The sequence below is a fragment of the Scandinavium goeteborgense genome, assembly GCF_003935895.2.
In the GTDB taxonomy this organism is placed as follows: domain Bacteria; phylum Pseudomonadota; class Gammaproteobacteria; order Enterobacterales; family Enterobacteriaceae; genus Scandinavium; species Scandinavium goeteborgense.
The window spans coordinates 232,916-246,877 of the sequence record NZ_CP054058.1 but is presented as its reverse complement, the minus strand read 5'-3'; the positions used below and the strand labels follow the sequence as shown (position 1 = coordinate 246,877).

Below are 13,962 nucleotides of genomic sequence, written 5' to 3'. Positions count from 1 at the left end.
AAAAACGACGGTGAGACGCCTCACAAAAGCTACAATTGTGAAACGATGGTTTAACGATTTGGTAACGAGATTTCAGGGCAGATCACAGTTTCTGCCCTTAGAGAATTAATGGTTTTTACGGATGAGATAGCGATAAGGCAGGTTGTCGGTCTGTTGCGCAATCAATTCATGATCCATAAAGCGGCAGAAGCCAGGAATATCACGGGTCGTCGCCGGGTCGTCCGCCACAATTAACAGCGTTTCGCCGACGGGCATCGTGCGCACGGTTTTGCGGACCATCATTACCGGCTCCGGGCAGCGCAGGCCCTGGGCATCAAGGGTGTGGTCAGCAGCAGAAAAGATATCGCTCATGGTTCACTCAGTCAGTCAAAAAACCGCCCTAGTTTACCGCCAGTTATTTGTGACGCAAGGCAGGTTAACGATTGCGCGAAAATTAGCCGTTGCAAAGCGCACATAACGCAGTATCATGCGGCGGTTTTTAGCGTTTCAAGACACACATTGGGTTCCCTCACCCCAACCACTAAAAAGGCTACAACATGATGCAGTTCTCTCAAGCACAGCGCGTAAAAGCGTTGTTCTGGCTTTCGCTTTTTCATCTGCTGGTGATCACTTCCAGTAACTATCTGGTGCAGCTGCCGGTCTCCATTTTTGGTTTTCATACCACCTGGGGCGCGTTTAGCTTTCCGTTTATTTTCCTCGCAACCGACCTGACCGTGCGTATCTTTGGCGCGCCGCTTGCCCGTAAGATTATTTTTGCGGTGATGGCACCTGCGCTGCTGATTTCCTACGTGATTTCGTCGCTCTTTTATATGGGCGAATGGCAGGGTTTTGCTGCGCTCACCAGCTTTAACCTGTTTGTGGCCCGCATCGCCGCCGCGAGCTTTATGGCTTACGCGCTGGGGCAAATCCTCGACGTTCACGTCTTCAACCGCCTGCGACAGAATCACCGTTGGTGGATGGCGCCGACCGCCTCCACGCTGTTCGGTAACGTCAGCGACACCCTCGCGTTCTTCTTCATCGCCTTCTGGCGCAGTCCCGATCCGTTCATGGCGTCCCATTGGGTCGAAATTGCATTGGTGGATTACACCTTCAAGGTGCTCATTAGCCTGGTATTCTTCCTGCCGATGTACGGCGTAGTGTTGAATATGCTATTGAAAAAACTGGCAGACAAATCCGAAAACCCAGCTTTTCAAGCGGGTTAAAGGTTCGTGCAGTGGGTTGTGATAAGATAAACAGATGTGCCATTAATGGCCGTTTATCAAAAGGAAGATGTCAATGCGCAATTTGGTTAAATACGTCGGTATTGGCCTACTGGTAATGGGCCTTTCTGCCTGTGACAACAGCGACAGCAAAGCCCCAGCTCAGGGAGCAGCCGCCGAAAGCAATGCCGCTGCACAGCCTGTAAAACTGCTGGATGGCAAACTCAGCTTCTCCCTGCCGGCCGATATGACCGATCAGAGCGGCAAGCTCGGCACTCAGGCTAACAACATGCACGTTTATTCTGACGCCACTGGCCAGAAAGCGGTGATCGTGATTGTGGGTGATAACACCGATCAGGACCTTGCCGCGTTGGCTTCCCGTCTGGAAGCGCAGCAGCGTAGCCGCGACCCGCAGTTGCAGGTTGTGACCAACAAATCCATCGAGCTGAAAGGCCATACCCTTCAGCAGCTCGACAGCATCATCTCTGCCAAAGGCCAGACCGCGTACTCTTCAGTGGTACTGGGCAAAGTGGACGGCAAACTGCTGACCCTGCAAATCACGCTGCCTGCTGACGATCAGCAGAAAGCGCAGAGCACCGCAGAAAACATCATCAATACCATCGTCATCAACTAAGTTAGCCTGCTGACGACAAAGCCCCCGGTTTCGCGACCGGGGGCTTTTTTTGTTTACCCCGACCCTCGCCCTTTGGGAGATGGCTGAAAAAAACCGTCCTTCTTTCCGATAGTCAGCGCAGCGGGAAGCACTACACTTAGTGCCGATAGCCTATAAGGAAATGACCATGACTACGCCTGCCGCTGATAAAGCGGGTCTACACATATTAATAAAACTGGCGGCGCTGGTGGTGATCCTGGCCGGGATCCACGCTGCCGCCGATATCATTGTTCAACTGCTTTTGGCGCTGTTTTTCGCCATCGTTCTCAACCCGTTAGTGACCTGGTTTATCCGTCGGGGTGTCTCACGGCCGCTTGCCATCAGCATTGTGGTATTCGTGATGCTGTGCGTGCTCACGGCGCTGGTTGCCGTGCTGGCCGCGTCTGCCAACGAGTTTGTTGCCATGCTGCCGAAGTACAATAAAGAGCTGACGCACAAGCTGCTGGCGATACAAGATGCGATGCCGTTCCTGCACATGCATATGTCACCGGAGCGTATGCTTCAGCGCGTCGATTCCGACAAAATGATGACCTTCGCCACCACCATGATGACCGGGCTTTCCGGGGCGATGGCCAGCATCGTGCTGCTGGTCATGACCGTGGTGTTTATGCTGTTCGAAGTGCGACACGTGCCGTACAAACTGCGTTTCGCGCTGGTGAATCCGCAAATTCACATCGCTGGATTGCACCGTGCGCTGAAAGGCGTTTCACACTATCTGGCCCTCAAGACGCTGATCAGCCTCTGGACTGGGCTGATTGTCTGGCTTGGCCTGATGCTGCTCGGCGTACAGTTCGCGCTGATGTGGGGCGTGCTGGCATTCCTGCTGAACTACGTGCCCAACATTGGCTCGGTGATTTCCGCTATTCCGCCGATGATTCAGGCGTTCCTGTTTAACGGCTGGTATGAATGCCTGCTGGTCGGCGGGCTGTTCCTCGCGGTGCATATGGTGCTGGGGAATATGGTCGAGCCGAAGATGATGGGCCGCCGCCTCGGCATGTCGACGTTGGTGGTGTTTCTGTCATTACTGATCTGGGGCTGGCTGCTCGGCCCGGTCGGAATGCTGCTCTCCGTGCCGCTCACCAGCGTGTGTAAAATCTGGATGGAAACCACCAAAGGCGGCAGCAAGCTGGCGATTTTGTTGGGGCCGGGGCGACCTAAAAGCCGATTGCCGGGTTAATGGCACTGCCCGACAGCGCGACGCTGGTTCGGGCTTATTTCTGACGTAGGCCCGGCAAGCATCGCGCCGCCGGGCATTTCATTTTTAATGTTTCTTCGCGCAGAAATTAATAAGCCACTAACTAAAATTGGTTGTTCATTAAAATCCAATTCTCGAAATAATAATTACGCAGATTCTTATCATCGTATTAACAGATATTCCGGTTGCAGCCCCTTACATCCTCCCTTATCATTTTTAACGTCAAAATAACCAAAAAAACACCTGATATCGCGTATTGGAAATAACGCCTGTTCGTTGATAAAGGGTTTGGGTAATGCTTGCTTTAATCTCGCATCGCTTTACAGATTGAATGGAGTTATTGATGAAAAAATTAGTGAAATGGTTTGCTGCCGTCGCCGTTGTCGGCACGCTGGCGGGCTGCGTTTCTCGCACCGCGCCGATTGAAACTGTTCAGAGCCCGGTTGCCACCGGTCACACGGAAGCCCAGGTGCGGAACGCTATCTTAAAAGCGGGACTCAACCGCCAGTGGATTATGACCGATGCCGGCCCCGGCGTGATTAAAGGTCGCCAGCAGGCGCGTGACCATACTGCCAATGTTTTGATTCAGTATTCTGCCAACAGCTACATCATCAAATATGATGGCAGTACGAATCTGATGGCGGAAGGCGGTCAAATTCATAAGAACTACAACCGCTGGGTTCATAATCTCGATAAAGATATTCAGATTAGTCTCTCCAGCGCCGTACAGTAGTAAGCGTTATTACGGGATATTCGGTCACAACGGCCTGATATCCCGCCGTGTTTTACGCCCGGCGCAACATAGACCAAAATTAAGACCACTCTGCCTGACAGATATTCGCCTGTCTGCCGACAACATTGTAGGATATGAGCGCGAATAGCGGCCCCACGGCAAAATGCCGCGTGAACAAACCGATAATAAATGGCATAACGTCTTCTAACGAATAAAGAGTATCGACAGACCAGGCTCGCACTGATGAATTTTGCATTAAACCTTATCGACTGGCAGGCCCGCGCGCCTGGCCTTAGCGACGACGCTCAGTGGGTTCAGTGGGCGAATGCCGTCCAGCCCATTGATGCCGCAGCGCCGCAGGCCAAACTGACCGCGCTGCCGATGATGACCGCGCGCCGTTTAAGCTCGGGGAGCAAACTCGCGGTGGAGTGTGGGCTGTTGATGTTACGCAAACACGCCATTGATGCGGTGCTCTACACCAGCCGTCACGGCGAACTCGAACGCAACTTTCGCATTCTCGAGGCGCTGGCGACGGAGCAATCCGTGTCGCCCACCGATTTCGCGCTCTCGGTACATAACTCCGCCGTCGGCAACCTGACTATTGTGGCGCAACAGCCGGTGGTCTCCTCTTCGCTGGCCGCCGGAAAAGACACTTTTCAGCAGGGCCTGTGTGAAGTCATCAGCCTGTTGCAAGCGGGCTATCAGCGCGTGCTGATGGTCGATTTTGACGGCGCGCTGCCGGCGTTTTATCACCCGGATTTACCCGAAAGCATGCCGACCTGGGCCTACGCCTGCGCGATGGTGTTCGAAGCCGGGACAAGCCTCACCTGTTCCACGCAATCCGGCGGAACGGAGGCAGAAAATGCGCTGCCGCAAAGCCTGAGTTTCCTGCGTCATTACCTGAATCACGACCGCGAATTTGTCATTGACGGTGAAGTCTCCCGCTGGTGCTGGAGCCGGGCATGAAAACCGTCAGTTCCCGCTTTAACCGCCTGTGGCGCATCTTCGCCACCGGATTTTGCTTTTCGCTGTTCGGCCTCGGCGGGCTGCTGTTATCGCTTATCTGGTTTACTATTTTATTGCTGTGCGTAAGGAACAAAGACCGCCGCCGCAGCCTGGCGCGCCGCAGCATTGCCACCAGCTTTCGTTTCTTTTTAGGGGTCACGAAGGTCATGGGCGTGCTGGACTACCGTATTCACGGCGAAGATATTTTGCGCCAGGAGCGCGGCTGTCTGGTGATCGCCAATCACCCGTCGCTGCTCGATTACGTGATGTTGGCCTCGGTCATGCCCGACACCGACTGCATGGTGAAAAGCTCACTGCTGAAAAACCCGTTCATGAGCGGCGTTATTCGCAGCGCGGACTATTTGATCAACAGCCAGGCCGACAGCCTGCTGCCCGCCTGCCAGCAGCGTCTGGCAAAAGGCGACACGATTTTGATTTTCCCGGAAGGCACACGCACACGCGTGGGCGAGCCGATGACGCTCCAACGCGGTGCGGCAAATATCGCCGTACGTTGCGCAAGCGATATCCGAATTGTGACGATCCAGTGCAGCGAACGCATGCTCGACAAACAGAGCAAGTGGTATGATGTGCCGCCGGTGAAACCTATATTCGATGTGAATGTGCGTGAGCGTCTCGCCATCGCCGACTTATATGATGCAAACTTACAAGAACCGGCTCTGGCTGCCCGGCAGCTGAACCGATTGTTTTTGTCTCAATTGCAGCAGACCAACCCGGAAATCTAACCGGGACAGAACTATTTTTGGCAGGAATTAATGATGCAAGCCCTCTATCTTGAAATAAAAAACCTCATCATTCAGACCCTGAATCTTGATGAGCTGTCAGCGGATGATATCGACACCGATGCTCCCCTCTTTGGAGACGGCCTGGGCCTGGACTCTATCGATGCACTGGAGCTGGGACTGGCGGTAAAGAATCAGTACGGCGTGGTGCTTTCAGCAGAAAGCGAAGAGATGCGTCAGCATTTCTATTCCGTCGCCACACTGGCGTCCTTTATTAACGCTCAACGCGCGTGAAGACGAGTCCGTTATGACTGAACAAGAAACGATTTATCAGGAAGTGACCGAGCTTCTGCACAAACTCTTCGAACTTGACCCTCAGGACATTACACCTGAGTCCCGCCTGTATGAAGACCTGGAGCTGGACAGCATCGACGCCGTCGACATGGTGGTCCACCTGCAGAAAAAAACCGGAAAGAAAATTAAGCCTGAAGAGTTCAAATCGGTCCGCACCGTACAGGATGTGGTCGATGCCGTAAGCCGTCTGCTGCACGACGAATAATTCAGATGCGCAGCTTACGCTCGCTGCCGCTGATGCGGCTGGCGACAGGCGCCATTGTTCTGGCCTGGCCGTTGCTGGTGGGCTTTGGTCTGGCGCATAACGGCCTGCACTGGCTACTGCCGGTGATGGCGCTGCTGCTGTTGCTGCGTCTGTTTCAGGTGCGCAAACAGGCCGGGCCGATGCGCCGGGTGCTGCAAATCGTGGCGCTCGCCGGGATTGCCCTGTGCGCGGCCAGCGCGCTCCTCAAAGCGCACCAGCTGCTGCTGTTCTATCCGGTTGTCGTGAACGCGGTAATGCTCGCGGTATTTGGCGGCTCGCTGTGGAGCGACATGCCGCTGGTTGAGCGTCTGGCACGCCTGCGAGAGCCGGATTTACCGCCGGCAGGCGTGCGTTATACCCGTCAGGTGACCCGCATCTGGTGCCTGTTTTTTATCGTGAACGGATCGATTGCCCTCTTCACCGCCCTGCATGGCGACATGCGGCTGTGGACCGCGTGGAACGGCGTCATCGCCTACCTGCTGATGGGCACCCTGATGGCCGGTGAATGGCTGGTTCGCCGACGTTTGATGAAAAGAGATTAACCATGAAACACCCCCTTCCGCTGTCACAGTGGCTGAGCCCAACGCGCCCTGACGACATCTGCATTGCCTGGCTCGGGTCACGGCAATGGCAGCTTGGCGAATTACGCCACGACGTCGCGCAGCTGACGCAGTCGTTACAGGCACAGCCCGGTGAGCGCTGGGCGCTGTGTTTCGAAAACAGTTATTTGTTTATTCTCGCGCTGCTGGCCACGCTGCACGCGGGCAAAATCCCGGTGATCCCAGGCCACTGCCGCGCCGCGCTGCTGAACGAACAGCAGGATTTATTCGACGGTATTCTGAGTGAAACGCAGCTCGACTGCGGCGGCCCACAGATTATCGTCAGCGCCAGCGAAAATGCCTCGCACGCGGGAGATATCGTGCTCCCGCCCGTCGCCGCTGACAGCTTTGTGGAACTCTTTACCTCCGGCTCCACCGGCCAGCCGAAAAAAATCATCAAGCCCATCGCGCTGCTCGACGAAGAAGCGCGGATGTTGCACACCCGCTTCGAACAGCGCCTCGAAGGCTGTCGGTTCGTGGCGTCCGTCGTGCCGCAGCACCTTTACGGCCTGACGTTCCGCATCTTCTTGCCGATGGCCTGCGGGCTGCCGCTGCACGCCGCGATGCTCTACTACGCCGAACAACTGAGCGCGCTGGACCCTGCGCATCGCTACGTGTTTATCAGTAGCCCGGCGTTTCTCAAGCGTCTGGATGCGAATCTCACGCCGCCGCCCGTCGACATGATCCTCTCCGCTGGCGGAATGCTGCCGTGGCGAGAAGCGAAAGTGACGCAGGAATGGTTCAAGGTCTGGCCGGATGAAATCTACGGCAGCACCGAAACCGGGATCATGGCCTGGCGCCAGCGCATCGATAACAGCACCTCGTGGCAGCTTTTCCCGGACGTGACGCTGCGGGCCGAAGGCGAAGAGTGGCGGCTGATTTCGCCGTTGCTTAATGACCCCGAAGGCCTGCTGCTCGACGACATGATTGAACTGGTCGATGACGGTTTCCGCCTGACGGGACGTCGTGGCCGGGTGGTTAAAATTGAAGAAAAACGCGTTTCTCTGAGCGAAGTGGAAAAACGACTGCTGACGCTGGAAGGCATTGTCGATGCCGCCGCGATCCCCGTTTCACGCGGGGGCCGTCAGGGCATCGGTGTGGTGCTGGTGCTCACGGAAAGCGCCCGCGAACAATGGCAGGCGACCGGCGGAAAAGCGCAGGAGTTGGCCTGGCGTCGCGCGTTGCTGCCGTGGCTGGAGCCGGTTTCCGTGCCGCGCTACTGGCGGGTGCTCGACGAAATCCCGGTCAACAGCATGAACAAGCGTGTCTATGCGCAATTGCAGGAGCTATTTTTATGAAGCCTCGTGAAATTGAACGTCAGCAGACACAGCCGCAGGCGCTGTCGGTCATTTTGCATCTCGACCCGGAACTGTTCTGGTTTCAGGGCCATTTCGACGTACAGCCACTGCTGCCCGGTGTGGCGCAAGTCGACTGGGTGATGCATTACGCCACCACTCTGCTGGCCCCCGGTTATCGTTTTCACAGCATCCAGAACGTGAAGTTCCAGGCCCCGCTGTTGCCGGAAACCACCGTCACGCTAGAAATGAGCTGGCAGGCTGACAAACAGCTGCTGGCGTTCAGCTATCAACGCCACGACGGCGACGCGCGCCACACCGCCAGCAGCGGCAAGATCCGGTTATGTCAGTAGCTTTCTCACCCTGCATTCTGATCCCCTGCTACAACCACGGCGCGATGATGGCGAGCGTGCTCGCCCGGCTGTCTGCGTTTGAAATGCCGTGCATCGTGGTGGACGACGGCAGCGATGACGCCACCCGTGAGGCGCTCAACGCGCTGGCAGAAATGCACAAACATGTGACGCTGGTACGTCTGGCAGAAAACGCAGGCAAAGGGGCGGCGGTGATCCGCGGTCTGGAAGAGGCACAGCGCGCCGGTTTCAGCCACGCGGTGCAGGTCGACGCCGACGGGCAGCATGCCATTGAAGACATTCCTGCACTACTGTCGCTCGCCGAAAAACATCCGGACGCGCTCATTTCCGGGCGACCGATATATGACGATTCCGTCCCGCGCTCACGCTTGTATGGCCGCTACGTCACCCACGTCTGGGTGTGGATCGAGACCCTGTCTCTCCAGCTCAAAGACAGCATGTGCGGCTTTCGCGTGTACCCGATTGCGCCCACGCTGCAACTCGCGCAGCAGGTGCCGCTCGGCAAACGCATGGACTTCGACACCGAAGTGATGGTGCGTCTCTACTGGCAGGGCAACACCAGCTATTTTGTGCCGACCCGCGTGACCTATCCGCTGGATGGCCTGTCCCATTTCGACGCCCTGAAAGACAACCTGCGCATCTCGTGGATGCACACCCGCCTGTTCTTCGGCATGTTGCCGCGTATTCCGTCCCTGCTTTTCCGCCGCCGTCGCCAACACTGGGCGAAACAGCCGGAGGCCAAAGGCCTGTGGGGCATGAGGCTGATGATTTGGGTGTGGAAAACCTTCGGGCGCGGGGCGTTCTCACTGTTGCTGTGGCCGGTGATTGCCGTCTTCTGGCTGACCGCCCGCGAACCGCGACGCGCCTCACAGCAGTGGATTGCCCGCGCCAAACGCGAACTGGCCGCCCGCAATCTGCCGCAGCCTGAACGCTTTAATAGCTTCCAGCATTTTATGGGCTTCGGCCATGCGATCCTCGACAAGGTAGCCAGCTGGCGCGGAGAGCTAAAACCGGGCCGCGATATCGTGTTTGCACCCGGCGCACAGGAGGCGCTGGATATGTCCGCGCCGCAGGGCAAGCTGCTGCTGGCCTCGCATCTGGGCGATGTCGAAGCCTGTCGGGCGCTCTCTACCCGCACCATTAACGCGCTGGTGTTTAACGATAACGCCCAACGCTTTAAGCAGGTGATGGAAGAGAACGCCCCGCAGTCGGGCATCAATCTCATTTCCGTGACTAACATCGGCCCGGACACCGCGATACTGCTGAAAGAGAAACTCGATCAGGGCGAATGGGTGGCGATCGTCGGCGATCGCATTGCGGTGAATCCGCAGCGCGGCGGTGACTGGCGGGTTATCTGGAGCGAGTTTATGGGCTCGCCCGCGCCGTTCCCGCAGGGGCCGTTTATTCTGGCCTCGGTGCTCAAATGCCCGGTGTTGATGATTTTCGCCCTCAAGCAGCAGGGCAAACTGCACGTGCACTGCGAACCGTTCGCCGACCCGCTGGTGTTACCGCGCGGCGAACGTCAGCAGGCGTTACAGCATACCGTCGACCGATACGCGCAGCGTCTGGAGCATTACGCCCTGCTGTCGCCCCTCGACTGGTTTAACTTTTTTGATTTCTGGCGTCTGCCGGATGCGACTGAGAAGGAGTAAAGGGTGCTCAACGATCCCCGCTTTACCACCGAAGTTGAAATCACCGTGCCGTTTCACGACGTCGATATGATGGGCGTGGTGTGGCACGGCAACTACTTCCGCTATTTCGAAATCGCCCGCGAGGCGCTGCTCAACCAGTTCGACTATGGCTATCGCCAGATGAAGGAGTCCGGCTACGTCTGGCCGGTGGTCGACACCCGCGTGAAATACCGCGACGTGGTGACCTTCGAGCAAACCATCCGCGTGCGCGCGAAGCTGGAAGAGTACGAAAACCGCCTGCGTATCGGCTATGAAATTGTCGATGCCGCCACCGGCAAGCGCACCACCACCGGCTACACCATCCAGGTCGCGGTGGAAGAAAAAACCAAAGAGCTGTGTTTCGTCAGCCCGGCGATCTTGTTCGAACGTATGGGAGTCAGCGCATGAAACTGTGGCCTCTTGTTGTCCTGCTGCTGGCCCCGCTGGCGCACGCCATCACCCTCGACGATTTGCAGCAGCGCTTCACCGAACAGCCACTGGTGCGCGCACACTTCGACCAGACGCGCACCATCAAAGAGATGCCGCAGCCGCTGCGTTCGCAGGGCGAAATGCTGATTGCGCGCGATACCGGCCTGCTGTGGGATCAAACCTCGCCGTTCCCGATGCAGCTGATGCTCAACGATTCGCGAATGGTGCAAATCGTCAACGGCCAGCCGCCGCAGACCATCACCGCCGACAACAATCCGCAGATGTTCCAGTTTAACCATCTGCTGCGCGCGCTGTTCCAGGCCGACCGCAAAGTGCTGGAGCAAAACTTCCGCATCGATTTCCAGGACAAAGGCAACAACAGTTGGACGCTGAAGCTGACGCCGATCACCACGCCGCTGGATAAGATTTTCACCTCCATCGATTTGGGCGGCGCCACGTATCTGAACAGCATTCAACTCAACGATAAGCAGGGCGATCGCACCGACATTACGTTGACTCAACAGCGCCTGACTCCGGCTACTTTGACCGATGATGAACGTCAACGTTTCGCCGCCCAATAGCGCCCGCCGCGCGGCGTGGGGCTGGCTTACGCTGTGCCTGATTCTGCTGACAGCGCTGGCGGTACTGCTGCCGCGCGCACGCCTGAACAGCAGCGTGCTGGCGATGCTGCCGTCGCAAAGTATGGGCGCTATTCCGCCTGCTCTAAGCGACGGTTTTATGCAGCGTCTCGACCAGCAGCTGGTGTGGCTGGTCAGCCCTGGTAAAACGGCCGATCCGGCGGTAGCCAACCGCTGGCAGACGCTGCTGGCGCAGTCCGGCGCGCTGCGTGAGGTGAAAGGCCAAATGGATGCCAGCAGCCAGCAGGCGTGGGGCACCTTCTTCTTCCAGCACCGCAACGCGCTGATCGACAGCGCCACCCGCAGCCGTTTACAACAGGGCGGTGAAGCGCAGGCGCAGTGGATTTTATCGCAACTGTACTCGGCGTTTTCCGGGGTCAGCGGCAAAGAGCTGAACAACGATCCGCTGATGCTGATGCGTGGCTCGCAACTGGCGCTGGCGCAGAACGGACAAAAGCTGCGGCTGATGGACGGCTGGCTGGTCGCGCAGGACCACGCGGGCAACTACTGGTATCTGCTACACGGCGAGCTGAACGGCTCCTCATTCGATATGCAGCAAACCCACCAGCGCGTCACTGAACTGGCGGCGCTGGAAGCCCAACTGAAATCCCAGTTCCCGCAGGCGCAGCTGCTGTCGCGCGGAACGATGTTCTACAGCGATTACGCCAGTCAGCAGGCCAAACAGGATGTATCGACCCTCGGCGTAGCCACCGTGCTCGGCGTTATTCTACTGATTACGCTGGTGTTCCGCTCGCTTCGCCCGCTGTTCCTGTGCCTGCTTTCCGTCGGCATTGGTGCGCTGGCAGGCACCGTCGCCACGCTGCTGCTGTTCGGTGAACTGCACCTGATGACGCTGGTAATGAGCATGAGCATCATCGGCATTTCGGCGGATTACACGCTCTATTACCTGACCGAACGCATGGTCCACGGTGAAGCGTCTACGCCGTGGCAAAGCCTGGTCAAGGTACGCCGTGCGCTGCTGCTGGCGCTGTTCACCACCGTTGCGGCTTATCTGTTGATGGTACTGGCCCCGTTCCCCGGCATTCGCCAGATGGCGGTGTTTGCCGCCGCCGGATTAAGCGCCTCGTGTTTGACGGTGATTTTCTGGCATCCGTGGCTGTGCCGCGGCCTGCCGGTGCGGCCGGTGCCGCTGATGACCCTGATGCTGCGCTGGCTGGCGGCCTGGCGTCGCAATAAAAAACTCTCCGTTGGTCTGCCGCTGGCACTGGCGCTATTTACCCTGGCGGGCCTCGCCAATCTGCGCGTGGATGACGATATTTCCCAGCTTCAAGCGCTGCCGCAGCACTTACTGGCGCAAGAAAAACAGATCACCGCCCTGACCGGGCAGAGTGTCGATCAGAAATGGTTTGTGGTGTACGGCGATTCCGCCCAGCAAACGCTGGAACGGCTGGAAGCGTTCGTCCCGCAGCTTGAAAAAGCGCAAAAAGCGGGCCTGTTCGCCCAGTTCCGCACCCTGCCGCTCAATTCACTCCAGCGTCAGCAGCAGGATTTACAGCTGTTGAAACAAGCCTCGCCTGCGGTGGTGAACGCCCTGCAAACCGCCGGACTCAAAACGGTAACGCCGGATCTGAACCCAATGCCGGTCAGCGTTGAGGCCTGGCTGAAAAGCCCGGCCAGCGAAGGCTGGCGTTTACTGTGGCTGACTTTACCGGACGGGCGCAGCGGCGTGCTGGTCCCGGTCGACGGCGTGAAAAACAGCGCTGCACTTCAGCAGCTGGCAGAGCACGCAGACGGCGTGGCGTGGAACGATCGCAAAGCCTCGTTTGATCAGCTGTTCGCCCTGTACCGCACAATTTTAACCGCCCTGCTCGGCGTGGCACTGGTGATTATCGCCGTCGGCGCGATGTTGCGACTCGGCTGGCGCAAAGGGCTGATAAGCCTGGTGCCGTCGTTGTTATCGCTCGGCTGCGGCCTGGCGGTGCTGTCGCTCAGCGGCCATGCGGTGAACCTGTTCTCATTGCTGGCGCTGGTGCTGGTACTGGGGATTGGCATCAACTACACCCTGTTTTTCAGCAACCCGCGCGGCACCCCGCTCACTTCACTGCTGGCGATCACCCTGGCGATGATCACCACATTGCTGACCCTTGGGATGCTAGTTTTCAGCGCCACCCAGGCGATCAGCAGCTTTGGCATCGTGCTGGTCAGCGGCATCTTTACCGCGTTTCTGCTGTCGCCGCTGGCGATGCCGGGCAAGAAAGAGAGAAAACGAAAATGATGATACGCACCTTCTGGCATGGCCTCGCCCTCGCGGCGGTGCTGGCGCTCACCGGCTGTAGCCATTCGCCGCAGAATGAAAGCGGTCGCCCGCAGGCGTGGCTGCAACCGGGGACGCAAATTACGCTCCCGCCGCCGGGCATTACCCCGGCGGTCAGCGCCCTGCAGTTGTTAACCGGCAGCTTTAACGGTAAATCCCAGTCATTGCTGGTGATGCTCAACGCCGATGATAAAAAGCTGACCCTCGCGGGGCTGTCGTCGGTGGGCATTCGCCTGTTCCTCGTGACCTATGACGAGAAAGGCATTCACACCGAGCAGTCGATTGTGGTGCCACAGCTGCCACCGGCAAGCCAGGTGCTGGCCGACGTGATGCTGAGCCACTGGCCGATTAGCGCGTGGACGCCGCAGCTACCGAAAGGCTGGACGCTCACCGACAACGGTGATAAACGTGAGCTTCGCAATGCTCAGGGCAAACTGGTGACGGAAATTACCTACCTGCAGCGCAAAGGCCAGCGCCAGCCCATCAGCATCGAACAGCACGTGTTCAACTACCACATCACCATTCAAAATCTGGGCGACTGA

The 13,962-nt window shown here is 57.7% G+C and carries 17 protein-coding genes; 16 read left to right on the top strand and 1 reads right to left on the bottom strand.

Annotated features, from left to right (window positions below):
- Window positions 1–105 precede the first annotated feature (105 nt).
- A complete protein-coding gene (gene tusA, locus A8O29_RS01880) occupies window positions 106–351 on the bottom strand; it encodes a sulfurtransferase TusA (protein WP_125354971.1) in 246 nt (81 codons plus the stop codon).
- A gap of 185 nt (window positions 352–536) precedes the next feature.
- Here tusA and A8O29_RS01875 point away from each other — a divergent pair, with 185 nt between their 5' ends.
- From A8O29_RS01875 to A8O29_RS01800, 16 genes are all read left to right on the top strand, one after another.
- Window positions 537–1,202: a 7-cyano-7-deazaguanine/7-aminomethyl-7-deazaguanine transporter gene (locus A8O29_RS01875; RefSeq protein ID WP_125354972.1), complete on the top strand. Its 666-nt coding sequence runs from the start codon at window positions 537–539 to the stop codon at window positions 1,200–1,202.
- A gap of 73 nt (window positions 1,203–1,275) precedes the next feature.
- A complete protein-coding gene (locus tag A8O29_RS01870; RefSeq protein ID WP_110510175.1) occupies window positions 1,276–1,833 on the top strand; it encodes a DcrB family lipoprotein in 558 nt (185 codons plus the stop codon).
- Window positions 1,834–1,999: 166 nt separating this feature from the next.
- Window positions 2,000–3,049 carry an AI-2E family transporter gene (locus tag A8O29_RS01865; RefSeq protein WP_125354973.1) on the top strand — a complete coding sequence of 350 codons (1,050 nt, stop codon included), beginning with the start codon at window positions 2,000–2,002 and terminating at the stop codon, window positions 3,047–3,049.
- Window positions 3,050–3,410: 361 nt separating this feature from the next.
- Entirely contained in the window at window positions 3,411–3,800 is a 390-nt protein-coding gene (locus A8O29_RS01860; protein ID WP_125354974.1) for a hypothetical protein, read from the top strand.
- 243 nt (window positions 3,801–4,043) lie between these two features.
- Window positions 4,044–4,766: a beta-ketoacyl synthase chain length factor gene (locus A8O29_RS01855; protein ID WP_125354975.1), complete on the top strand. Its 723-nt coding sequence runs from the start codon at window positions 4,044–4,046 to the stop codon at window positions 4,764–4,766.
- The gene (locus A8O29_RS01850) at window positions 4,763–5,548 is read left to right on the top strand and encodes a lysophospholipid acyltransferase family protein (protein ID WP_125354976.1); all 786 of its coding nucleotides are present in this window, start codon (window positions 4,763–4,765) and stop codon (window positions 5,546–5,548) included. The genes A8O29_RS01855 and A8O29_RS01850 overlap by 4 nt, the downstream gene beginning before the upstream one ends.
- 33 nt (window positions 5,549–5,581) lie before the next feature.
- Complete coding sequence (locus tag A8O29_RS01845; protein WP_110510180.1) at window positions 5,582–5,839, top strand: phosphopantetheine-binding protein; 258 nt, start codon at window positions 5,582–5,584, stop codon at window positions 5,837–5,839.
- Between the two features lie 13 nt (window positions 5,840–5,852).
- Window positions 5,853–6,104 carry an acyl carrier protein gene (locus tag A8O29_RS01840; protein WP_125354977.1) on the top strand — a complete coding sequence of 84 codons (252 nt, stop codon included), beginning with the start codon at window positions 5,853–5,855 and terminating at the stop codon, window positions 6,102–6,104.
- 5 nt (window positions 6,105–6,109) lie between these two features.
- Window positions 6,110–6,685 (top strand): COG4648 family protein, encoded by a 576-nt coding sequence (locus A8O29_RS01835; protein ID WP_110510182.1) that lies wholly within the window; start codon window positions 6,110–6,112, stop codon window positions 6,683–6,685.
- 2 nt (window positions 6,686–6,687) lie between these two features.
- On the top strand, window positions 6,688–8,040 hold the full coding sequence (locus tag A8O29_RS01830; RefSeq protein WP_125354978.1) for an AMP-binding protein: 1,353 nt from the start codon (window positions 6,688–6,690) through the stop codon (window positions 8,038–8,040).
- The gene (locus A8O29_RS01825) at window positions 8,037–8,390 is read left to right on the top strand and encodes an ApeI family dehydratase (protein WP_125354979.1); all 354 of its coding nucleotides are present in this window, start codon (window positions 8,037–8,039) and stop codon (window positions 8,388–8,390) included. Before A8O29_RS01830 ends, A8O29_RS01825 begins: the two co-directional genes overlap by 4 nt.
- Window positions 8,381–10,060, top strand: coding sequence for a glycosyltransferase family 2 protein (locus A8O29_RS01820; RefSeq protein ID WP_125354980.1), 1,680 nt, complete (start codon window positions 8,381–8,383; stop codon window positions 10,058–10,060). The genes A8O29_RS01825 and A8O29_RS01820 overlap by 10 nt, the downstream gene beginning before the upstream one ends.
- 3 nt (window positions 10,061–10,063) lie before the next feature.
- Complete coding sequence (locus A8O29_RS01815) at window positions 10,064–10,486, top strand: acyl-CoA thioesterase (protein WP_110510186.1); 423 nt, start codon at window positions 10,064–10,066, stop codon at window positions 10,484–10,486.
- Window positions 10,483–11,088, top strand: coding sequence for an outer membrane lipoprotein carrier protein LolA (locus A8O29_RS01810; RefSeq protein WP_125354981.1), 606 nt, complete (start codon window positions 10,483–10,485; stop codon window positions 11,086–11,088). Before A8O29_RS01815 ends, A8O29_RS01810 begins: the two co-directional genes overlap by 4 nt.
- Window positions 11,057–13,381 (top strand): MMPL family transporter, encoded by a 2,325-nt coding sequence (locus A8O29_RS01805; protein WP_125354982.1) that lies wholly within the window; start codon window positions 11,057–11,059, stop codon window positions 13,379–13,381. Before A8O29_RS01810 ends, A8O29_RS01805 begins: the two co-directional genes overlap by 32 nt.
- Window positions 13,378–13,962: a DUF3261 domain-containing protein gene (locus A8O29_RS01800; protein WP_125354983.1), complete on the top strand. Its 585-nt coding sequence runs from the start codon at window positions 13,378–13,380 to the stop codon at window positions 13,960–13,962. Before A8O29_RS01805 ends, A8O29_RS01800 begins: the two co-directional genes overlap by 4 nt.

What these genes read in the sequence shown, in the direction of transcription:
- tusA (WP_125354971.1), bottom strand. Translation starts at nt 351, where the DNA reads ATGAGCGATATCTTTTCTGCTGCTGACCACACCCTTGATGCCCAGGGC.
- A8O29_RS01875 (WP_125354972.1), top strand. Translation starts at nt 537, where the DNA reads ATGATGCAGTTCTCTCAAGCACAGCGCGTAAAAGCGTTGTTCTGGCTT.
- A8O29_RS01870 (WP_110510175.1), top strand. Translation starts at nt 1,276, where the DNA reads ATGCGCAATTTGGTTAAATACGTCGGTATTGGCCTACTGGTAATGGGC.
- A8O29_RS01865 (WP_125354973.1), top strand. Translation starts at nt 2,000, where the DNA reads ATGACTACGCCTGCCGCTGATAAAGCGGGTCTACACATATTAATAAAA.
- A8O29_RS01860 (WP_125354974.1), top strand. Translation starts at nt 3,411, where the DNA reads ATGAAAAAATTAGTGAAATGGTTTGCTGCCGTCGCCGTTGTCGGCACG.
- A8O29_RS01855 (WP_125354975.1), top strand. Translation starts at nt 4,044, where the DNA reads ATGAATTTTGCATTAAACCTTATCGACTGGCAGGCCCGCGCGCCTGGC.
- A8O29_RS01850 (WP_125354976.1), top strand. Translation starts at nt 4,763, where the DNA reads ATGAAAACCGTCAGTTCCCGCTTTAACCGCCTGTGGCGCATCTTCGCC.
- A8O29_RS01845 (WP_110510180.1), top strand. Translation starts at nt 5,582, where the DNA reads ATGCAAGCCCTCTATCTTGAAATAAAAAACCTCATCATTCAGACCCTG.
- A8O29_RS01840 (WP_125354977.1), top strand. Translation starts at nt 5,853, where the DNA reads ATGACTGAACAAGAAACGATTTATCAGGAAGTGACCGAGCTTCTGCAC.
- A8O29_RS01835 (WP_110510182.1), top strand. Translation starts at nt 6,110, where the DNA reads ATGCGCAGCTTACGCTCGCTGCCGCTGATGCGGCTGGCGACAGGCGCC.
- A8O29_RS01830 (WP_125354978.1), top strand. Translation starts at nt 6,688, where the DNA reads ATGAAACACCCCCTTCCGCTGTCACAGTGGCTGAGCCCAACGCGCCCT.
- A8O29_RS01825 (WP_125354979.1), top strand. Translation starts at nt 8,037, where the DNA reads ATGAAGCCTCGTGAAATTGAACGTCAGCAGACACAGCCGCAGGCGCTG.
- A8O29_RS01820 (WP_125354980.1), top strand. Translation starts at nt 8,381, where the DNA reads ATGTCAGTAGCTTTCTCACCCTGCATTCTGATCCCCTGCTACAACCAC.
- A8O29_RS01810 (WP_125354981.1), top strand. Translation starts at nt 10,483, where the DNA reads ATGAAACTGTGGCCTCTTGTTGTCCTGCTGCTGGCCCCGCTGGCGCAC.
- A8O29_RS01805 (WP_125354982.1), top strand. Translation starts at nt 11,057, where the DNA reads ATGATGAACGTCAACGTTTCGCCGCCCAATAGCGCCCGCCGCGCGGCG.
- A8O29_RS01800 (WP_125354983.1), top strand. Translation starts at nt 13,378, where the DNA reads ATGATGATACGCACCTTCTGGCATGGCCTCGCCCTCGCGGCGGTGCTG.